At 61.1% G+C, this 20,406-nt stretch carries 14 protein-coding genes and 1 pseudogene; 2 read left to right on the top strand and 13 right to left on the bottom strand.

Features of this window, described 5'->3' with window-relative positions:
* Nucleotides 1-505: 505 nt before the first annotated feature.
* Nucleotides 506-2,317, top strand: a complete 1,812-nt coding sequence (locus tag FHW77_RS18625; RefSeq protein WP_035208190.1) for an IlvD/Edd family dehydratase — start codon at nt 506-508, stop codon at nt 2,315-2,317.
* Nucleotides 2,318-2,496: 179 nt separating this feature from the next.
* On the opposite strand, the gene FHW77_RS18630 is transcribed toward FHW77_RS18625, so the two are convergent.
* The 7 genes from FHW77_RS18630 to FHW77_RS18660 form a co-directional block, all read right to left on the bottom strand.
* Nucleotides 2,497-2,685, bottom strand: coding sequence for a hypothetical protein (locus FHW77_RS18630; RefSeq protein WP_003506556.1), 189 nt, complete (start codon nt 2,683-2,685; stop codon nt 2,497-2,499).
* Between the two features lie 164 nt (nt 2,686-2,849).
* Nucleotides 2,850-3,968 (bottom strand): pyridoxal-phosphate-dependent aminotransferase family protein, encoded by a 1,119-nt coding sequence (locus tag FHW77_RS18635; protein WP_044459902.1) that lies wholly within the window; start codon nt 3,966-3,968, stop codon nt 2,850-2,852.
* A gap of 9 nt (nt 3,969-3,977) precedes the next feature.
* Nucleotides 3,978-4,757 (bottom strand): ABC transporter ATP-binding protein, encoded by a 780-nt coding sequence (locus tag FHW77_RS18640; protein ID WP_044459903.1) that lies wholly within the window; start codon nt 4,755-4,757, stop codon nt 3,978-3,980.
* A complete protein-coding gene (locus FHW77_RS18645) occupies nt 4,754-5,554 on the bottom strand; it encodes an ABC transporter ATP-binding protein (RefSeq protein ID WP_044459904.1) in 801 nt (266 codons plus the stop codon). Before FHW77_RS18645 ends, FHW77_RS18640 begins: the two co-directional genes overlap by 4 nt.
* Entirely contained in the window at nt 5,551-6,381 is an 831-nt protein-coding gene (locus FHW77_RS18650; protein WP_044459905.1) for an ABC transporter permease, read from the bottom strand. The genes FHW77_RS18645 and FHW77_RS18650 overlap by 4 nt, the downstream gene beginning before the upstream one ends.
* Nucleotides 6,378-7,367 carry an ABC transporter permease gene (locus FHW77_RS18655; RefSeq protein WP_182590645.1) on the bottom strand — a complete coding sequence of 330 codons (990 nt, stop codon included), beginning with the start codon at nt 7,365-7,367 and terminating at the stop codon, nt 6,378-6,380. Before FHW77_RS18655 ends, FHW77_RS18650 begins: the two co-directional genes overlap by 4 nt.
* A gap of 9 nt (nt 7,368-7,376) precedes the next feature.
* Nucleotides 7,377-8,984, bottom strand: coding sequence for an ABC transporter substrate-binding protein (locus FHW77_RS18660; RefSeq protein WP_044459906.1), 1,608 nt, complete (start codon nt 8,982-8,984; stop codon nt 7,377-7,379).
* A 1,524-nt stretch (nt 8,985-10,508) separates the two neighbouring features.
* Here FHW77_RS18660 and FHW77_RS27060 point away from each other — a divergent pair.
* A pseudogene (locus FHW77_RS27060) lies at nt 10,509-12,059 on the top strand (DNA translocase FtsK); the annotation flags it as partial.
* Between the two features lie 91 nt (nt 12,060-12,150).
* Here FHW77_RS27060 and FHW77_RS18670 read toward each other — a convergent pair.
* The 6 genes from FHW77_RS18670 to FHW77_RS18695 are packed head-to-tail and all read right to left on the bottom strand — an operon-like array spanning nt 12,151 to nt 20,291.
* Nucleotides 12,151-13,200 (bottom strand): carbohydrate ABC transporter permease, encoded by a 1,050-nt coding sequence (locus tag FHW77_RS18670; protein ID WP_182590647.1) that lies wholly within the window; start codon nt 13,198-13,200, stop codon nt 12,151-12,153.
* A gap of 2 nt (nt 13,201-13,202) precedes the next feature.
* Complete coding sequence (locus tag FHW77_RS18675) at nt 13,203-14,198, bottom strand: carbohydrate ABC transporter permease (protein ID WP_182590648.1); 996 nt, start codon at nt 14,196-14,198, stop codon at nt 13,203-13,205.
* A 1-nt stretch (nt 14,199) separates the two neighbouring features.
* Nucleotides 14,200-15,303, bottom strand: coding sequence for an ABC transporter ATP-binding protein (locus tag FHW77_RS18680; RefSeq protein ID WP_182590649.1), 1,104 nt, complete (start codon nt 15,301-15,303; stop codon nt 14,200-14,202).
* Nucleotides 15,303-16,655: a polygalacturonase PglB gene (gene pglB, locus FHW77_RS18685; RefSeq protein ID WP_182590650.1), complete on the bottom strand. Its 1,353-nt coding sequence runs from the start codon at nt 16,653-16,655 to the stop codon at nt 15,303-15,305. Before pglB ends, FHW77_RS18680 begins: the two co-directional genes overlap by 1 nt.
* A gap of 5 nt (nt 16,656-16,660) precedes the next feature.
* Nucleotides 16,661-17,755: a beta-galactosidase BglB gene (gene bglB / locus FHW77_RS18690; RefSeq protein WP_182590651.1), complete on the bottom strand. Its 1,095-nt coding sequence runs from the start codon at nt 17,753-17,755 to the stop codon at nt 16,661-16,663.
* Between the two features lie 13 nt (nt 17,756-17,768).
* Nucleotides 17,769-20,291: a hypothetical protein gene (locus tag FHW77_RS18695; protein ID WP_182590652.1), complete on the bottom strand. Its 2,523-nt coding sequence runs from the start codon at nt 20,289-20,291 to the stop codon at nt 17,769-17,771.
* Between the last annotated feature and the right edge of the window lie 115 nt (nt 20,292-20,406).

Here is a 20,406-nt window from a genome sequence, read left to right on the forward strand (position 1 = left end):
TGTCAGCGTGACGCGATCACTATGAGCATATAGTAATACTCTTGAAAAGCGATTTTTTAGCCTTTCCGCAATTTGGCTTCGGTGAACTGCGGTGAATTTTCGCCATAAAATACTATGAATCAATGGGTTGAACGAAAGAAAGCCCCATTTTTCCGCTCGCGGAACTGGCTTGACGTGGCCTCAGAGGCGACTTGACAGAAGGCGATTGTCTCTAATAGTAATACAAATAAAGAGACTTTATAAAAGGCGGAGCGCGGAGCCGAAGAGCTAGCCGCATTCCCGAAAGGCATGGGAGGGAGAGGCCGTTGCGCGACACCGGTATCACCATAAATACCGAAAAATATTCGGCTAAATCCGAAGAACGGCTTCAGGTCACTCGTCTGGCGCTGCTCTGTCGGTTATGCGTGTTCTCCGAAAGCTGATTCCATTTTCCTTGCGCACAACATAAGCTTGTCGCATTTCGTAATATTTTACCGTTGGCCACTTCCGGCTGGAGACCTGCATCATGACTACATCCGACAAACTGCCTGCAACACAAGGCAAGCTTCGCTCACGCGCCTGGTTCGACAACCCCGCAAATGCGGATATGACCGCGCTTTATCTCGAGCGTTACATGAACTTTGGTCTGAGCCAGGCCGAGCTTCAGTCCGACCGCCCGATCATCGGCATCGCGCAGACGGGTTCGGACCTTTCTCCTTGCAACCGTCACCATCTGGAACTGGCAAACCGCCTGCGCGAAGGTATCCGTGAAGCTGGCGGCATCGCCATCGAATTTCCGGTTCACCCGATCCAGGAAACCGGCAAGCGGCCGACCGCAGGTCTCGACCGCAACCTCGCCTATCTCGGCCTCGTGGAAGTGCTTTATGGCTATCCGCTCGATGGCGTCGTTCTGACCATCGGCTGCGACAAGACCACGCCTGCCTGTCTCATGGCGGCGGCCACCGTCAACATTCCGGCCATCGCCCTTTCCGTCGGCCCGATGCTGAACGGCTGGTTCCGCGGTGAACGCACCGGTTCCGGCACCATCGTCTGGAAGGCGCGCGAACTGCTGGCGAAGGGGGAGATCGATTATCAGGGCTTCGTCAAGCTTGTCGCTTCCTCGGCTCCGTCGACCGGCTATTGCAACACCATGGGCACGGCGACGACCATGAATTCGCTTGCCGAAGCGCTGGGCATGCAGCTTCCCGGCTCCGCCGCCATCCCGGCGCCTTACCGTGATCGTCAGGAAGTCTCCTACCTCACCGGCTTGCGTATCGTCGAAATGGTCAAGGAAGACCTGAAGCCATCGGACATCATGACAAAGGATGCGTTCATCAACGCCATCCGCGTCAACTCGGCGATTGGCGGTTCCACCAACGCACCGATCCACCTGAACGGCCTTGCACGTCACGTCGGCGTCGAGCTGACAGTGGATGACTGGCAGACCTATGGTGAAGACGTACCGCTGCTCGTTAACCTGCAGCCGGCCGGTGAGTATCTCGGCGAGGATTATTACCATGCCGGCGGCGTTCCTGCTGTCGTCAACCAGCTGATGACCCAGGGGCTGATCATGGAAGATGCCATGACGGTCAACGGCAAGACCATCGGCGAAAACTGCCGTGGTGCGATCATCGAGGACGAAAAGGTCATTCGCCCCTATGAACAGCCGCTCAAGGAGCGCGCCGGCTTCCGCGTTCTGCGCGGCAACCTGTTCTCCTCCGCCATCATGAAGACGAGTGTGATTTCGGAAGAGTTCCGCAACCGTTACCTTTCCAACCCGAACGATCCCGAAGCTTTCGAAGGACGTGCCGTGGTGTTCGACGGTCCGGAAGACTACCATCACCGCATCGACGATCCGTCGCTGAAGATCGACGCCAACACCATCCTGTTCATGCGCGGTGCCGGCCCGATCGGTTATCCCGGCGCGGCAGAAGTCGTGAACATGCGCGCTCCGGATTATCTGCTGAAGGAAGGCGTCAACTCGCTGCCCTGCATCGGCGATGGCCGTCAGTCCGGCACTTCGGGCAGCCCGTCCATCCTCAATGCTTCCCCGGAAGCAGCAGCAGGTGGCGGCCTTGCCGTTCTGCAGACAGGCGACCGCGTCCGCATCGATGTAGGCCGCGGCAAGGCGGATATCCTGATTTCTGGTGAAGAACTGGCCAAGCGTTACGAGGCTCTGCATGCAGAGGGTGGCTACAAGTTCCCTGACCACCAGACGCCATGGCAGGAAATCCAGCGCGGCATCGTCAGCCAGATGGAAACCGGCGCGGTCCTGGAACCTGCCGTGAAGTATCAGCGCATCGCCCAGACCAAGGGCCTGCCGCGCGACAACCACTAACAGCCATCACAAGACTATGCGGCCCCGAGGACAACCTCGGGGCCGCTTTCGTTTCTTTTAACGGTAAACTAGAAGTATTGAGGTCTACGGACCGACCAACGCTATCATGCGCCCCGCGCCCCGCATCATGAGGCCACGGAGGGTCAATGTGTCGATGGCTTGGAGCGTGCGGCAGACGCTCAAATCACCGGGTAAAGCGACCAGAAAAACAGTTCATATTCCTGATCGCGATCGTCATCGTGCGATTCGTCGTCGGGTCTGCGCGGTGTTTTGTCCTGAAACTCGGTCTCCACCCGCTCATTGACGACGGGCATCCTTCGGCCGATGCCAAAGAGGTCAAAGGAGAGCATGTTGAACCCTGCTACCATGGCCGTTTCCCTTCTTCACGCGAGTTAACGTAGCGTTAAGTTTCGCGCGTTGCCATGATTTCGTCAAGATTGGCGGAGGAATTTGTCTACCATTTTTAACAACAATGTCGTGAGCGGCGTTCCATCGCGAGCGGATTTTGCGCAATGAATGTTCTTCGACACCGTTAAACGCCATCCGCAGGTGCGTCTAAATAGGTTTTTTTTGCGGCTTCCAGCGCGAAATCGGTATTTGCAGCGTGGCCGAGGCTTTTCAGGGCGCCGGAGAAGGCCAGGATATTGGCTTTCACTGCATCCCGATGCGCTCTCCGACCGGTGTGATTAAGCCTGATCAACCGTTCCGCGCCGGGGCCGACGCCACCGGAAATGTCCGCGCCTTGCTTCTGGGACACAGCCGCGAGGAATGCCCTGGCTTCGAGGGTATCAGGCAGGATCGCCGTGGAAACGAGGGCGGAAGCGTGCGCCTCTTCCACCCAGGTTGGAATGCCAAGCGCCCTGAGGCCGTTTCGGGTGGCCGCCGCTGCCGTTTTGTGGCGTCGATTGGCGGATGCCAGCCCTTCTGACTCGATCCTGTCAAGGGCGGCCTCCAGCGCGTAAAACTCCAACGGGGCGGGCGTTCCGGGCAGTGCGCCGCGGCCGGCATCGAGCCAGAGTTTCTTCTGGTCCATAAGCGAGAGCATGGAGTTGTCAGGAGCGCCGTCATGCGAAAGAAGCGTCCAGGCCCTTTCGCTGACGGAAATGGCGGAAATGCCGGCCGGGCCGGCCAGCGCCTTTTGCGGGCCGATGACGGCGATATCGATACCTAAACTGTCGACGTCGAAAGCATGTCCGCCAATGGACGCGACGGCATCCACAAGGGTCACGATGCTCCGTTCCCGGGCGAGCGCGGCAATGGCGGGCAGGGGGTTGAGGATGCCGCTTGCCGATTCCGCGTGGACGATGGCGAGAAGGTCGAAATCCGGCCCTTCCTCCAGCGCCCGTTCCACTTCCTCCAGGGTGACCGGCCTTGCCGGGCTGGCGGTCAGATTGCGCACAGTCGCGCCGCCCTTTTCCAGCCAGCCGCCAAACCACCTGCCATAAGGGCTGGTGACAATGTTGAGCGCTTTCAGGCCCGGTCGCGCAAGGCTGGTGGCTGCGGCTTCGAGCGCCAGCACGGCTTCCGCCTGTATCAGCAGCACGTCGTTGCTTGTGCTCATCAGCGCGGCCAGCCGGTCGGCAAGGGCAGCATAACGCTCGGCAGGAAAAGCGGGTGGGTCGAGCAGCAATGCATAATCCGGAGCGGGCATGTCTTTTCCTTACGTGGTGATGGTCAGGCGCGGTGCGGCGTCGATCAGGGTTCTGGCGGTCGAGGATTGCGGTGCCGAGACGATATTTCCTGTCCGGCCGATTTCAACGATCCTTCCCGCTTCCATGATAGCGACGCGGTGGCAGACGGCGCGAATAACCGCGAGATCATGGGAGACGAAAATACAGGAAACAGCCGTCTCGCGCTGTATTTCCACCAGCAGTTCAAGGATTTGCCGGCGAACCGAAACATCGAGCGCGGAGACGGCTTCGTCCAGGATGAGAAGCGACGGCTTGAGCGCAATCGCCCGCGCGATCGCGACGCGCTGCCTTTGGCCGCCGGAAAGCTCGAAGACCGAGCGGCCGGCATAGCTGGCGGGCAGGCCAACGCGATCGAGAAGGCGGCGGACTTCCGCCGCTCGCTCGCGTCTTGCGACCGTGCGATGAATGCGCAACGGTTCGCCGATGGCATCTTCGACGCTGGCGCGTGGATTGAAAGCGCCATGCGTATCTTGAAACACCATCTGCATGTGCTGGCGGGCGGCGCGAAGCTTGCCGCCGTCCAGTGTCAGCCAGTTGTGGCCTCTGAAAAGGATCGTGCCTTCGTCGGCCGCAATCAAGCGCATGAGAATGCGCGCAAGCGTGGATTTTCCGCAGCCGGAGGGACCGGCAAGTCCCAGCGTCTCACCGGGCTGAAGCGAAAAAGAGATGTCGGAGAGCGCCGCCACCCTTCTTGCGCCGGTGCGGTAGGTCTTGGACAAGCCGTCGACGGTGAGCAGGGCATCGTTCATGACGCGGCCTCGCTGACCAGTGGCGGCGTGGACAGATCGAGATAATCGGCAAGCAGCGCACGCGTATAGTCATGGACGGGTGCGGACAGCACCCGCCGCGTCGGGCCATGTTCCACCAGCAATCCCGCGCGCAGAACGGCAATCTCGTCGGCAAGGGTGGATGCAAGGCCGATATCATGGGTGATGAAGACCAGCGTCCTGTTTTCCTGCCGCACCAGATCGTCCAGCAGCGTGGCGATGGCGGCCTGGCTAACCGTATCGAGCGCGCTCGTAGCTTCATCGGCAATCAGGATTGAAGGACTGGCTGCAATGGCGGCGGCAATCGTCACGCGTTGCCTCTGGCCGCCGGAGAGCTGGTGCGGATAGGCCCGGACGAGGTGGGAAGGGTGCGGCAGCCGAACCCGCTCCAGAAGATCGCGGGCAAGATCGCGCGCTTGCCGCCATGAGAGGCCTAGATGCCGGACAGCCCCTTCCGCCACCTGTTCGCCGATGGTGAGAACCGGATTCAGCGTTGCGCCGGTGTCCTGAAAGATCGTGCCGATATCCCGCCCTGGCAGCGGCCTGCCGTAGAACAGGCTGTCGCGGCTCCACGAAATATCACCGGAAACCTTCGCATGTCCGGGAAGAAGCCCCGCAATCGCCTTGCCGAGCGTCGACTTCCCCGAGCCGCTTTCGCCGATGATCGCCAGCCTCTGGCCTTGCCGGATCGTCAGCGAGACATTCTGCAATGCCGGCGCATCACTTGCCGCATACCAAACGCTGAGATCGTCGATCCGGCACAGCGCATTTCCGCTCATGGCGCTCGCCTCCCTGTCGCCAGCGCTTTGTTGATGCCTTCACCGAGAAGATAAACGCCGAGAACCGTAACCAGAAGGCCGATGCCGGGAATGACCGACAAAAACGCGGCCGAGCGAAGGACATTGCGTCCTTCTGCGATCATCGAACCCCAGGTGACGATATTGGGATCGCCGAGCCCGAGGAAGGATAGGGCGGCTTCGGTCAAAATGGCCGCGGCGACGATGATGGCGGCAAGCGCCATGACCGGCGGCAGGGCATTTGGCAGGATCTGCCTGAATGCGATCTCAAGCGGGTGCATGCCGATGGCGCGGGCGGACTGAACATAATCGCGCTCGCGGATGCTCAAGACCTGCGCCCGCATCAACCGCGCCGGATCCGCCCATGCGCCAAGCGCAATGGCGAGTATGACAATCGGCATGGAGGGGCCGATTGTACTGACGAAGGCGAGCGCTAGCAGGAAGTTCGGGACGATCTGGAAGGCGTCGGTGACGCGCATCAATGCTTCGTCCACCACGCCGCCGGCAAATCCGGCAATGGTGCCGATGACGGTGCCGATAATCAGCGCGGCTGCGGCGGCGCCTATGCCGACGAGCAGGGAGGCCTGCGCACCATGGGCGAGCTCGGCAAGCACGTTGCGGCCCAGCCGATCGGTGCCGAGCGGTAGGGCCGCATCCGTTAAAGGCGTAATCAGCGGTTCGCCAACGATAGCCAGCGGGTCACCTGGAAAGACGGCGGGTGCGGCAAGCGCCGTCAGGGAAAGCAGCACCAGTATGACGGTTCCCGTCATGCCTTCGAAACTGCGCAGGAGCCGGAAAGCGAAACTCATGCGCCTTGTTCCCCGCTGCCAATGCGCGGATCGAGCACGGAATGGACAATGTCGACGGAGAGGTTGACGAGGATGACAAAAACCGCGCTAGTCAGGATGATGCCCATCAACAACGGGGCGTCTCGGCCAGTGACGGCCTCCTGCGCCAGCCGGCCAAAACCGGGAATGGCAAAAACGCTTTCGATGACCACGCTGCCGCCCAGCATGGTTGCCGCCTGCAGGCCAAGCACGGTGACAAGCGGCAGGGCGGCGTTGCGGGCGACGTGGCGTAGCACGATCCGTCGTTTTGAAAGCCCCTTGGACTGGGCAAAGAGCACGAAATCCAATGGCCAGATCGCCGCCATGGCGGTGCGCATCACGCGCAGGAAAAGCGCAAGATAGATCAGCCCAAGACTGGCGACCGGCAGCACGAGATGGCGGCCGATATCAACCGCCCTCGCCATGCCGTGCTTGCCCGAAGCGATGGTCTCGATGCCGGAGGTAGGCAGCCATCTGAATTTCACCGCAAAGACGATGGCGAGCACGAGCCCAAGCCAGAAGCCGGGCGTGGCGTAAAGCGCGAGTGAGAGTGTGGAAAGCGCGCGGTCTGTCGCCCCGCCCGGACGCGCGCCCGCCACGATGCCGAGTGCTGTGCCGAGGATGAAGGCGAGCGTTGTCGCACTGCCCATCAGAAGAAGCGTGTTCGGCAGCCTTTCCAGGATCAGCCCCAGCACAGGCCGGTCAAAGGCAAGCGACCAGCCGAGATCAAGCCGCAGCACCGAACTCGCATAGAGCCAGAAACGGGCCAGCACGGGGCCGTTCAGACCATATTGTTCGCGCAGCGCATCGCGCAGACCGGCATCGCCGCCGCCGATGGAAACGAGATAGGCGTCGACCGCGTCACCCGATGCGTTTTCAAGCAGCAGGAAGGTGAAGACGAGCACGATCAGCAGCACCGGAATGGCGGTGAATGCCCTTCGCCGCAGCAATTTCGCCGCACGTCTCACGGCGTTGCCTCAGGTATCCACCGCCGTATCCGCCCAGTTGGACACCGCCCACCGAGGATTACTGGCGACATGTTTGACCGTATCGCGCGCCACAGTGATGAAACCCCACTCGGCGACGTTGATCAGCGGCAGATCGGCCGTGACCTGTTTCTGGAAGTCCTTGTAAAGCGCCGTGCGCGCGGCGGCATCCACTGTTATCGCCGCCTTGTCGATCAATTCGTCCAGCGTCTTGTTCTCGTAGCCGCCCTGATTGGAGAAGCCGACGCCGGCCGGAATGCCGGAACGGACGAGAATCGTGGTCGATATTGCGGGATCGCCGCGGAACACCGGCGGGGCGATGGCGAGATCGAAGGCGTGGTCGGTGTAAACGGCCTTCTGGTGCGCCGCGGCGTCATTGTTCACCAGTTCTGCATCAATCCCGATTTCCTGAAGCGCCTGCCGCAGATAAGAACCGAACTGGCGGGTCTCATTGAAGTAGGGCGCGGGCAGAAGCTTCAGCGAAAAACGTGTTCCATTCGCGCCACGCGGATAACCCGCCTCATCCAGGAGAGCGTTGGCCCTGGCGACGTCGAAATCATAGGTCTCAACGTCATCCGTGTAAAATTCCGGCGCATTCTTTGGTACGGGGCCGGTCGATGCAGTGGCGTAACCGAGAAAGACCTTGTCGATGACGAATTTCCTGTCGATGGCGTGCGCGATCGCCTTTCTGACCTTGAGATCTGCCAGTTCCTTGCGGCGATGGTTGATTTCCACCACCAACTGATAGGTCAGTGCCTCATAGCCATCCGCAATAACCTTTATGCCGGGCTCCTTGGCGATGCGGGCGAGATCGGCGAGCGGCACGGCTGAAAACGCGGCAAGCTGGATTTCATCAGCCTCCAGCGCAGAGGCCGCGCCGGCCCGATCGGGAAGGACGCGATAGATGATTTCCTCGAGCTGCGGCTGACCCTTGCCCCAATAGTTCGGGTTCCGCCTCAGGCGGTAATATTCGCCAGGTTTATATTCGGAAAAGACAAAAGGCCCAGTGCCCACCGGTTTGGTATTGGCCGGATTTGTGGCGATGTCGGTACCTTCATAGAGGTGTTTCGGCACGACGCTGGTAACCACCGGCAGCGCATTGCGGATGAGCTGGAACGGCGTGGGTTTGGAAAAGCGGAAAATCGCCGTGTGGTCATCAGGCGTTTCCACCGTCTGGAGATTGGCAAAGACCAGCCGCCCGAGATTTTGCAGCGGTTTCCAGACGGAAAGCGCCGAAAACGCAACGTCCGCCGAGGTGAATGGCTTGCCGTCATGCCATGTCACACCCTCGCGCAGCTTGAAGGTGGCGCTGAGCCCGTCATCGGCTCCCTGCCATTCCGTCGCAAGTCGCGGCTCCAGCCCGTCGGTGCCGTTAAAGGAGGCCTCGGCCAGGGGCTCGACGATCTTGCTGGCGATGTAAAACACGCCGTTGGAGGCAACGATGGCCGGATTGAGGTTTTTCGGTTCCGAATCGGCCGCGACGATCAGTCGCCCGCCGGATTTCTCCTGTGCGACGGTAATTCCCGCCAATCCTGTGGTTGCGGCCAGCGCGAGCGAGGTCTTGAGAAGCGAGCGGCGGGAAAGCTGGACAGGCGACATGAATTTCACTCCGGAATGAGGGCGAGGCGGGCTTCTCCGCTTGGCCCGCGGCGCGCCGATCTTAAGGCTGCAACCTCGGCAGTGTCCACGTTAATTCGCGCCCTTTACAGCAATGATTTTACGTTGCGGAGAGCTTTGCGGAAACAATATGCCCCGTCTCGGAAAATTCGGTTCTCCAGTTCGCCATCAGCGGCGAATTCACGGCGGAAAACTCGACATTACCGAATGAAACCAAGCGTTTGATATGTGTTTTGCGAGGCAGCGGATGGCGCTGCGAACCTGTCGAGCGGTTGAAAATCCGTCGGTACGACCCCGTTTGGAAAGGGGTAATTAACCTTTATTTTTTATTTCAAGGAGACCGAAATATGTACGTTTATGATGAGTGTGCACGCTGCCATGAGCTTCTCCCGATCCAGATTTCAGAATTCGTCCAATAGCGTAGGGGAGGGGAGCGAAAACGCCCGTCATGCCAGTGTCCAGACGCCTGCGGGGCAGCGGACGATCGTGACGGCTGCAGGTGCAGCGCCGCGGCAGAATGCTGACGTGATCGCAGCCGATGCCATCGAAGGCCGTGCCGAGATGCCCGGCTGGCAGAATGCCTTCGTGCTTGGCCCGAATGTGCGCTTTACCCGCACGCCGGAGAGCGTCTTTAACCGGCGTATGCCGGTGGAGACGCCGAATATCCCGGACGAGGAGGCGCCCGCTGCCTCCGTACCGGTTGCCACAGAGCCCGAGACGGCGGTTCGCCAGGATGCGCCGGTACCCCAGCCCGCCGCGAAGCCGGCCGAGCAACGCATGGCGCCGCCGCGCATGCCGTTTCTGCCGCAGCCGCCCGACGCCCGCGGTGCTCGCGCCTTGACTTACAAATTGCGGCTGGAGCTTGCCCGTAAACAGGCGGAAGAAGCTGCCGCAGCCGTGCGCGGTCCATCTTCTTCGGCGTCTGCCGCGCCCGATACGGGACCCGCAGCGCCGCAGGCACCTGAGCCGCAAGCTGCCGCGCGGCCAGAAGCTGAGACGCAGACTTCCATTCCCGCCTTTGCCGCCCATCTGCCGGATGAGCTGTTCTGGGAAGTGATGACGCTTGATCTGCCCGGCGATGCGGCTGAAGCTCTTACCGCCCAGGTGCGGCGCGCATTTTCCGTTTCGGCGCCCGCAGCTCCGGCGCCTGCAAACACCTTTCTGACAGCGCCTTCATCCGCAGTGGCTGTCGCTCCCGTCTCCCCCGCAGCCGCCCCGGTTGTCCTTTCGGCCGAGCCACCGGTTGTTACCGTACCCGGCGGCTCCGCCATCCGGCTCTATCGGGAAATTGGCGTGCGGCAGGCATTCACTCCAGCCGCCGGCGTGGCTCCCGAACAGGAGTTCGCGTCGCAGCCGATAGCGGAAGCTGCCATGGTCGTCGCGCCGCAGCAGCTTGCAGAGCAGATTCAGCCGGCCGAAAGGCTCGTTGCCGAGCCGCGTTTTACGCCGCGAGCGCCTATCCAGTCTTCTCAGCCCATGTTCCGTGAAGCACCTGTCTTCGCCGATGGGGAATATGAGTATCCTTCGATTGACCTCCTGCAGGAAGCCCGCGTCCAGCAGACCACCACGATGACACCGGAAGCCCTGGAACAGAGCGCCGGTCTACTCGAAAGCGTGCTGGAGGATTTCGGCATCAAGGGTGAGATCATCGATGTCCGCCCTGGTCCTGTCGTCACGCTCTATGAATTCGAGCCCGCCCCTGGCGTCAAGTCCTCGCGTGTCATCGGTCTCTCTGACGATATCGCGCGCTCCATGTCGGCGCTCTCGGCTCGCGTCGCCGTCGTGCCCGGCCGCAATGTCATCGGCATCGAGCTGCCGAACCCGGTGCGCGAGACGGTTTACCTGCGCGAACTGATCGAGGCGCAGGATTACGCCGAGACACGCCAGAAGCTTGCCCTTTGCCTCGGCAAGACCATCGGCGGCGAACCGGTTATCGCCGAGCTTGCGAAGATGCCGCACCTTCTGGTCGCCGGTACCACCGGTTCGGGCAAGTCCGTTGCCATCAACACCATGATCCTGTCGCTGCTCTACCGCCTGAAGCCGGAAGAATGCCGCCTGATCATGGTCGACCCAAAGATGCTCGAGCTCTCGGTCTATGACGGTATCCCGCATCTCCTGACGCCTGTCGTCACCGATCCGAAAAAGGCGGTGATGGCGTTGAAGTGGGCGGTGCGTGAAATGGAAGACCGCTACCGCAAGATGTCGCGTCTCGGCGTGCGCAATATTGATGGTTACAATGCAAGGGCCGCTGCTGCCCGTGCCAAGGGCGAGACGGTGTTCTGCAATGTCCAGACCGGCTTCGATCGCGCCACTGGCGAAGCGGTCTATGAGCAGGAGGAAATGGACCTGACGGCGATGCCTTATATCGTTGTCATCGTCGATGAAATGGCCGACCTGATGATGGTCGCCGGCAAGGAGATCGAAGGTGCGATCCAGCGTCTGGCGCAGATGGCGCGCGCCGCCGGCATCCATCTCATCATGGCAACCCAGCGTCCCTCGGTCGATGTCATCACAGGCACTATCAAGGCCAATTTCCCGACCCGCATCTCCTTCCAGGTGACGTCGAAGATCGACAGCCGCACCATTCTTGGTGAGCAGGGGGCGGAGCATCTGCTCGGCCAGGGCGACATGCTGCACATGATGGGCGGTGGCCGCATCGCCCGTGTTCACGGCCCCTTCGTGTCCGACGAGGAAGTTGAAAAGGTCGTGGCGCATCTGAAGACGCAGGGTCGTCCTGAATATCTGGGCACGGTCACGGAAGATGCCGAGGAAGCGGAAGAAGAGGCGGAAGAGGATGCGGCTGTCTTCGACAAGACCTCGATGGGCGATGACGACAGCGATGACCTCTATGAAAAGGCCGTCAAAATCGTGATGCGCGACAAGAAGTGCTCGACCTCCTATATCCAGCGCCGCCTTTCGGTGGGTTATAACCGCGCCGCCTCGCTGGTGGAGCGAATGGAGCAGGAAGGCATTGTCGGACCTGCCAACCATGTCGGCAAGCGCGCCATCATCGCCGGCGAGCGCGACTCTTACGACGGGATGGGGTCCGACGACTGATCATCGCGTCACCAAATGAACGAAGGGGAGATGTGGCAAACAACATCTCCCTTTTTTTGTGTGGCGTTCGGCGCTAATGTCTGCGACACCGCTATTTCATTCCCGTTCCGGCGATGCCTGTCGTGATGTAGCGCTGCAGGAACAGGAACACGACCGTGACGGGTGCCAGGCTGAGGAAGGTCATGGCGAGGATATAGTGCCATTGCACCGAGAACTCGCCCTGAAAGGCGTTCAACCCCACCTGCAGCGTGAAATTCTCACGGCTGCTGAGAACGATCAGCGGCCAGAGAAAGTCGTTCCAGCGCCACAAAACCGAGAATATGGCGAGAACCGCGAGCGCCGGGGCCGTCAGCGGCAGGATGATGCGCCAGAAGATGCGGAATTCGCTGGCGGCATCCACACGCGCCGCCTCGATCAGTTCGTCGGGGATGGTCAGCATATATTGCCGAAGCAGGAAGACGCCTGTCGGCGTTGCGACGGTGGGAATGATGACGCCCCAGAGATTATCGACGAGGCCGACGCCGACGATGACGAGATAGGCCGGCACCATGACGACGGTTAGCGGGATCATTAGGGTCGAGATGATCAGCACGAAGATCGCCTTTTCGCCACGGAAACGGTATTTGGAGAGCGCAAAGGCTGCCATGGCGTTGACGATCAGCGTCAGGACCGTTGCGACGACGGTGACGAAGACCGAGTTCTTGAGGAAGGTCAGGAAGCTGAACTGTGTCAGGGGATCGGTGAAGTTCTCCGTCGCGATGGTCAGCTTCTGAACTGGCGTTATTTCCCGTGTGTCGACACTGATTGGCGGGCCCGGATTGGCTGGGTCCACCATCTGGGCTTTGAGGCCGATGCGGCGGACCATGGCCATCTCACGCTCTGCGCCGTCGATGGTGGCCTTCCACAGGCTGAGCGGCCTGTCGTAGCCCGGAACCTCCACTTGCACGGCAGCGCGCGGCAGGAGGCTTGGCGGAAACCGCGTGATTTCAGCCTCCGGTTTCAGCGATGACATGGCGGCCCAGACAACCGGGATGAGGACGGCGAGTGTGCCGCCGATGAGCCAGACCCAGGAGAGGATATCGGTGAGGCCGATCCGGCCGGGACGGCGGGTGCGCGTGAGGAAAGAGACGGCGTTGGACATGGTCAGGACTCCATCTTTTTGCCGAGGCGCAATTGCACGAGGGTGAGTGCGAGAAGCACAAGGCCCATCAGAACCGAGGCGGCGGATGCGAGGCCAAACAGCCTCAGGTCGCTGCCGAAGGCCATCTGGTAGATATATTGAACCACAAATGTGTTGGCCGTGCCTGGTCCGCCACCATTGGTCAAAACCCACGCCTCATCAAAGATCTGCACGGAGCGGATCATCAACAGGATGAGCACGACGAGCAGGTTGGGGCCAAGAAGCGGCAGGGTGATGCGCAAAAGCGTGCGCCGGGGCGAGGCGGCATCGATGGCGGCGGCTTCATAGAGGTCCTTCGGGATGGCCTGAAGTCCGGCGAGCAGGATCAGCGTATAAAAGCCCATGTGGAACCAGACCGAAACGACCACCACGAAAAAGCGCGACCAGCCTACATCCAGCAGGAAGATTTCCGGCGGCACGCCCAGCATCTGGAAGAAGGCGTTGAGCAGGCCGTTGCGGTCCAGAAACCATTTCCAGATGAGGCCGATGACGACGGGCGACAGCAGGACGGGATAAAAGAACATGGCACGGAAGAAACCGCGCGCGGCAATCGCCCGGTTGAGGATGAGCGCGGTTATGAGCGCGACCAGCAGCGTGGCGATGACGTTGAAGCCCACGAACCAAAGCGTGTTCCAGATTGCCGTCCAGAACAGCGATTCCCGGCAGCTGCCGGGGTCCATATAGCTCTGGCAATCGAGCAGCTTGCCGAAATTCTCCAAACCGACGAAGGGGCGGTCGGTGATCAAAAGTTCAGTGCCGCCGGTAAAGGCGTAACCGACGGCAATCGCAATCGGCAGGAAGGTGAAGATGCCGAAAAGAATGAGGTTCGGCATCAGGAAGATATAGGGCATGCGCCTTTTGCCGATCAGCCGCTCGATGAAGTTGAGCGGCACTTCGGCAATCGCCATCACGGCGTCGAGCGCGCGGTCGGAAAGTCTCGCAAGCTTTGGATTTGTCATGCTACCCCCTCCCTTCGCCCGCTAGGCGCGGCAGCGCCAGTTCGGTGGCGGGATCGAAGACATGGACCTTCTCACGTGCCGGCATGATTTTGAGCACGGCGCCGGAGGCGGGCGCGAAATGGCCAGCCTGATGCACGATGATCTGGTCCTTCTCACCCTTGATATTGCCGTAGAGATAGGTCTCGGTGCCGAGGCTTTCGTGGTATTGCACCTCGAAGGGCAGGCCGGTATCCACGACGGTGAAATGCGAGGGGCGAATGCCCGCCAGAACGGCCTGCCCGGGACTGACGGTTGCGGGATCGACAAGGCAGGGCAGCGCCACGCCATGGCCGGCGTCGATGGCGATGCTACCGTCATTGCCTTTGGTGATGGTGCCCTTTAGCATGTTCATGCGCGGCGAACCGAGGAAGCCGGCAACAAAGAGGTTGCGCGGATTGTCAAAAAGCTCGAGCGGGCTGCCCACCTGTTCGATGCGTCCGGCGCGCAGCACCACGATCTTGTCGGCCATGGTCATGGCTTCCACCTGATCGTGGGTGACATAGATCATCGTTGTCTTGATATCGCGATGTAGCCGGGTGATTTCTGCACGCGTCTGCACCCGCAGTGCCGCATCGAGGTTCGATAGCGGCTCGTCGAACAGGAAGATGTCAGGCTCGCGCACGATGGCGCGGCCGATGGCGACGCGCTGGCGCTGGCCGCCGGAAAGCTGTTTCGGCTTGCGGTCGAGATAGGGCTCGATGGCAAGCATCCGCGCCGCCTCGTTGATGCGGCTTTCGATCTCCGCCCGCTTGAAACGCAGGTTTTCTAGGCCAAAGGCGAGGTTCTTGCGCACGCTCATATGTGGATAAAGCGCATAGGACTGGAAGACCATGGCGATCTTGCGTTCTGCCGGCGACAGCGCGCTGACATCGCGATTTCCAATCGCGATGCTGCCAGATGTGACGTCCTCAAGACCGGCGATGATGCGCAGCAGCGTCGATTTTCCGCAGCCCGACGGGCCGACGAAAACGACGAATTCGCCGTTTTCGATCTGTAGATCGATATCATGCAGGACGTGAACGGCGCCGAACGCCTTGTTGAGGTTTTCGAGTTTCAGACTTCCCATCACCTGCTCCCTTCAACCGGGCTCGCCGTCGCGACGATCTCCCGACCGTTCCAACCCTCGGGCAAGGGCGTCGGTCTTTTGATGGCGACATCATCAGCTGAAAAGCCGTGAACGCCGTTAAGGTAGATCGCGGGCATGCCGCCCGGATAATCTTCCATGCCTACAATCCGGCCCTCCGCATCCTGCGTCCAGGCATTGGCGCGGCCGGCCGCATCGGCGCTTGGCGCTATATCGGCATTGGTCGGGCGCAGGTCATATTGCAGGCCGGTGCCGAGTTTGCCGGGCTCCTGCGCCAGCGTGATGCGCGCAAGCCTGACATTGTGAATTCCGGCTGCCGAGGTGGAGACGAGGTTGATCGCTCCCTCCATCGCACCGCTCAAATCTTCGATAACAAGATTGTCCACCCTGCCGGCCTGCCGTTCCGGGCGGCGGTCAACGACGGTGACGGTGACAGCTTCGCCAGAACCCCAGAAACCACCCGGCGTTTCATGGCACTCGGCCTCGATGCGTGAAAAGCGGATGTTGCGCATGGCGCCGCCATCACGGGAGAAAAGACCCATGCCACGATTTGACTGCACCACCCTGCAATCCTCGAACACCACATTGGTGAAATCGCCGAAGGATTCGGTGCCGAGTTTCAGCGCGCAGCTCATGCTGGAAACGGTGCAGCGGCGAACCGCGATATCGGCGCAGACCCCCACTGCCTTGCCATCCGGCCCGGCACTGGTCTTGAGGCAGATGCCGTCATCGGCCGTCGAGATGAAGCAATCCTCGATCAGCGCGCGCCGGCAGGCATCGAGCACGATGCCGTCCGTATTGGGCAGGCGGCGGTCGTTTTCGATGCGCAGATTGCGGAAATGAAGGTCCTCGCAATCGACCATATGCAGCGTCCACATGGGGGAGCCACTGACGTTCAGGTTTTCAAGGCGCACATTGCGGCAGGCTTCCAGCACCATGACGCGCGGGCGTTTTTTTGCCGGGATATAGGTTCCCATGGCCGTGTCATCACCAATGATGAAGCTTTCACCGCCGGCCTCGATGCGGCCCGGACCGGTCACGGCGATATTGCTTGCGCCCTTGGCGGTGATCATGCCGCGATCGGAGTCTTCGGCAATCACCGAAACCCGGGTCAGTGCATAAGCGTCGTAATCGGAAACGGGGGCGAGTACCGCGTCTGCGGCAAGGTGCAGTTCCACGCCGCTTTTTAGATGAAGGCCGGCGCTAACATGTCGTCCGGCCGAAAGAGATACGCGCCCGCCACCTGCTGATGATACGGCGTCGATAGCCTGCTGGATGGTCGCCGTGGCATCGAGGCCACTGGCCGCAACTGTGATGTCCTGACTGATGTTCATGATGCTCACGATGCCTTTGGCCTTTTCAGAAAAACGTCAATCAGAAGCAGCATCGTCAGTGCCTGCCCGTAGGGCGTGGGCAGGTTGGGGATGCGGCGGTAAAAATCGAGATCGTGGCCCATTGGCGTGCCGTCGGAGACGCCGTGAACGACGCCTTCCTCATCGATATTGCCTAGCACCGCTTTCAGCGCACGTTCCGCATGCGGACGGTTCTCTTCGCCGAGAATGCCGGCCTCAATGCCGCGCAGAATGCCATAGGCGATGCCGGCCGTCGCCGATGTCTCGACCGGTGAGGTGGGGTCATCGAGCAGCGTATGAAACATGCCGTCTTCACGCTGATATTTTCTCAGCGACCGCACCTGGCTTGAAAGCACATTGGCGAGGAAACGTTTGTCCTTCTGAGCAAGTGTCGGCACCAGTTCAAAGAGTTCGGGAATGGCGACGGTGATCCATGAATTGCCGCGTGCCCAAAACGCGTCCGCGAAATTGTGGCGACCGTTGAAGGTCCAGCCGTGATACCAGAGCCCGGTGACGGGGTCGGAGAGATAGCGCGCATGGATCATGAACTGGTAGACGGCCTCGTCGATCCAGTCCTGGCGTTTGCAGACAACGCCGGCGCGAGCGAGAAACAGGCAGGCCATGAACAGCGTGTCGTCCCAGAGCTCCCCCTCATTCAGCCGTTCCTTCACGACGTGCTGAAAACCGCCATCTTCGGTTTTTGGCAATTTATGCACCAGCCAGTCGGCCCAGTCTTCCACCAGTGCGCGGAAATCCGGCCGGTCGACATGTTCGGTGAGGATGACAAGCGGCAGCATCGGGGCGGAACTGTTGATCTGGCGCGGCGGCAGGCCACGGTCGATCTGCCAGCCATACCACGTCACGAGGTCATCCAATGCCTTCTGGTCGTTGGCGGCGAGCGCCCGGCGCAGGAAGCCGTAAAGGCCCACACCCACTTCCCAGTCCCACTCATCGAACTGGATCTTGCCATCGGAACTGCCGCTGACCAGACCTTCCTGAATGCCCTTGAGGCGGCTGAAGGCGGCGGCGACATTGTCGATCGTCGTCCTGAGAGTGTCTTTTTCCATGCTTGGCTGGTTCATCTGTCAATTCCGCTTAGGAGTAGAAGGGTTTTGCAGCGCTGCCCGAAGCTGGGTCGGCGCTGTCGAAGGTGATTTTTGGTTGCGGGTGGTCATGGTCGAAGGCCATGGCCTGTCCGCCGATGGTGAAGGCGCCGTCCCAGTTGAGAGTAAGTTCTGGCCCGCCGGGTGGCGTGACCGAGAGCTGGCGGCTTTCGGCATCGAAGGTGATCTGCGTGGCGAGGATTTTTTCCCGAAAACGGGAGAAGGCTTCCATATCCCCGCAGCCGATGATGCCGACCCAGCCGGCGCGGCGGCCGGGCGATCTGATCTCGCGACTGGCGGTGGCGCCGGCGGTGATGGGCTGAAGCCCGTTGGTCGTATAAAGCGCGGCAAAGCCACGGCCCGAGCGGGTAATGAGCCAGTTGCCCTCCACCAGCACCTCGTCCAGCCCGTCGCGGCCGAGATAGGCATGGGTCCAGTCGTTGCGGTGATCCTGCGTATCGAAGATCAGCATCGCCAGATCGCGATGTTGCGCCACGCGCGGCAGGATGCCGCTTCCCGCCCAGTAGGACGGGCGCTGGGTGCCCCACGGATCGTCTTCGCCCGGATGATTGACCCAGAGCCGCGCCATCGGGTGGCCGGCAAGCTTGATGTCCATGACGTGCTGCTGATGGCCCTTGCGGCCGGTCTTGTGATCGACAACGGTGGAAAGCTGGGCGGCCTCGTTCTTGAAGAGCACGAGCTTGCCGGGCTCAAGACCCTGCGCATACCGCGCCTCAACCATGCGGCCGGCCTCCAGCTGTGAAAGGGCGGCGAGATGCGCCGGTGGTAGGTAATCGCCGCAGCAGAACATCGGCAGAGAGGCAACGCCATTGTTCAGCCAGCCCTGACCGAAGGCGACCTGCGCAAAGGGCGCCAGTTCCGTCAGCGGCCCGGCCCGTAGCTCCTTGTCATAAGCCCGCCCTTGCGAACCGGAGGGAACGCCGCCGAGCGTGTGCAACGCGATCATTTCGAAGATGAGATCGATCTGGTGGCGCGCGCGGGCTGCAAGCTCCGGTCCCGCCCAATGTTCGATGGCGAGAAGGCCGATGAAATCCACCGGATAATAGGCAGCGGAGTTCCACTCGGCGAGGCCATGCGCCTCGACGCTGTCGAACCAGCGCTCCAGCCGGTCAGCCGCCAGCGCCGCCTGTTCTCTGCCGGTGCGGCCGGAGGCGGTGAAGACGGCATCCGGCAGATATTCGCCGGCTAATAACTGACTGGTGTGGAAGCAGAGAACATGGTTCTCGCTCCAGAACCACATGACGTCATTGCCCGGTTCGTCCACCCAGTAACGATAGCCGAGGATCGAGGCGTCGATCCGCGCCCGCATCTCGGCCGGCAGGCGGTCCCCATAGGCGCGCACCAGCCACAGAAGCGGGATCATGACGAAATCGGAGCAGTCTTCCCGCCGATCAATGGAATGCAGCGTCGCATCGACGATACCGCCGATCGTCTCGATGTCATCGCTGCCGGTGGCGACCATCGCCAGCGCGCGGCCGATGCGCCAGGCACCGAAACGGGCGCTGAAGGAGAGGGCGGCCTTTTTTCGCCCGTTGATATCGGCATTGGAGGCTTCCGGCGCGATGTCATGAATGAAAGCGGCGTCGATGACGCGGGTTACCGTTCCCGCTCCCGAACCCATGGTGATTTTGACGCCGTGATATCCGTCCGAAATGCCTGTCGTTTCTGGGATCGTCAGCGTGGATTGCCCGGCCTTCAGGACGGTGTCGACTTCCGCAAGCGAAGCGCGCTCATGCCCATGGCTTTTGACGGCGATGTGCACGGGCAGGTCGTTTGCGGGTGCCGCCCCGAAGACCAGTTCGAGGGCTGTGCCGGAAAACACGTCCCGCGCCGGGCGAACATCGCGCACCAGCGCGGCGAGACGCTTCGTTTCCTCCCGGTCGAGCGGCACGGGCAGCACGACGGTTAGCGGCACGGTGTCGACGACCTCAAGTTCGAACAACCAGATGATGTCGCGTTCCGCCAGATCCTCGCAGAGCAGCAGCACCTCGTTATCGCCGGCTGCGAGATCGAGCGTGATGTCACGGCAGCTTTCGACATTGCGGATGAAAGGTTCGAAACGGACCTGTTCGACGCCGCCCACCCAGATGCGGACGCCGCCGCAGGTGCGCAGCCGAAAATGCGCCTGTCTTGCCGCATCGCTGCGGAAGGTGCCCTTCAGCCAGCGCTGCACATGGGTGGGAACGTGCCAGAAACCGGTGAATTCGACGCGGCGATTGGAGCCCGGCAGGTTGAGGTGCGATACCGGCCAGCTGGTATCGGGTGCGATATCGCGGCCGATCATGGTCTGCTGGAAGGCCTTGCGGCAGGGCAGGTCGCCCACATCCACGAAACCGTTGATGAAGCGATAGTTCACGCGGTCTTCGGCGGGGGCTGCGGTGCCGGGAAATGACGTCTCCACCAGATCGGAGACGATCCAGGCGGTCACCGTTTCGCCGTTTGCGACGGTATAGGTCGGCTGCGACGCGTTCGCCGCAAATGGTCCATCCGTCATAATGGATCGCCTCCCGTCGATCGTTATGAAATTATTTTCACAATCCGATTTTCGCTTTTCTGCGTCGATTTGTGCGATTTACGTAAAACAAACAGCTTGACGTTTATTCTGTCAA

It is taken from the genome of Agrobacterium sp. RC10-4-1, from assembly GCF_014138475.1.
Taxonomy (GTDB): domain Bacteria; phylum Pseudomonadota; class Alphaproteobacteria; order Rhizobiales; family Rhizobiaceae; genus Agrobacterium; species Agrobacterium pusense.

What these genes read in the sequence shown, in the direction of transcription:
- FHW77_RS18625 (WP_035208190.1), top strand. Translation starts at nt 506, where the DNA reads ATGACTACATCCGACAAACTGCCTGCAACACAAGGCAAGCTTCGCTCA.
- FHW77_RS18630 (WP_003506556.1), bottom strand. Translation starts at nt 2,685, where the DNA reads ATGGTAGCAGGGTTCAACATGCTCTCCTTTGACCTCTTTGGCATCGGC.
- FHW77_RS18635 (WP_044459902.1), bottom strand. Translation starts at nt 3,968, where the DNA reads ATGCCCGCTCCGGATTATGCATTGCTGCTCGACCCACCCGCTTTTCCT.
- FHW77_RS18640 (WP_044459903.1), bottom strand. Translation starts at nt 4,757, where the DNA reads ATGAACGATGCCCTGCTCACCGTCGACGGCTTGTCCAAGACCTACCGC.
- FHW77_RS18645 (WP_044459904.1), bottom strand. Translation starts at nt 5,554, where the DNA reads ATGAGCGGAAATGCGCTGTGCCGGATCGACGATCTCAGCGTTTGGTAT.
- FHW77_RS18650 (WP_044459905.1), bottom strand. Translation starts at nt 6,381, where the DNA reads ATGAGTTTCGCTTTCCGGCTCCTGCGCAGTTTCGAAGGCATGACGGGA.
- FHW77_RS18660 (WP_044459906.1), bottom strand. Translation starts at nt 8,984, where the DNA reads ATGTCGCCTGTCCAGCTTTCCCGCCGCTCGCTTCTCAAGACCTCGCTC.
- FHW77_RS18670 (WP_182590647.1), bottom strand. Translation starts at nt 13,200, where the DNA reads ATGTCCAACGCCGTCTCTTTCCTCACGCGCACCCGCCGTCCCGGCCGG.
- FHW77_RS18675 (WP_182590648.1), bottom strand. Translation starts at nt 14,198, where the DNA reads ATGACAAATCCAAAGCTTGCGAGACTTTCCGACCGCGCGCTCGACGCC.
- FHW77_RS18680 (WP_182590649.1), bottom strand. Translation starts at nt 15,303, where the DNA reads ATGGGAAGTCTGAAACTCGAAAACCTCAACAAGGCGTTCGGCGCCGTT.
- pglB (WP_182590650.1), bottom strand. Translation starts at nt 16,655, where the DNA reads ATGAACATCAGTCAGGACATCACAGTTGCGGCCAGTGGCCTCGATGCC.
- bglB (WP_182590651.1), bottom strand. Translation starts at nt 17,755, where the DNA reads ATGAACCAGCCAAGCATGGAAAAAGACACTCTCAGGACGACGATCGAC.
- FHW77_RS18695 (WP_182590652.1), bottom strand. Translation starts at nt 20,291, where the DNA reads ATGACGGATGGACCATTTGCGGCGAACGCGTCGCAGCCGACCTATACC.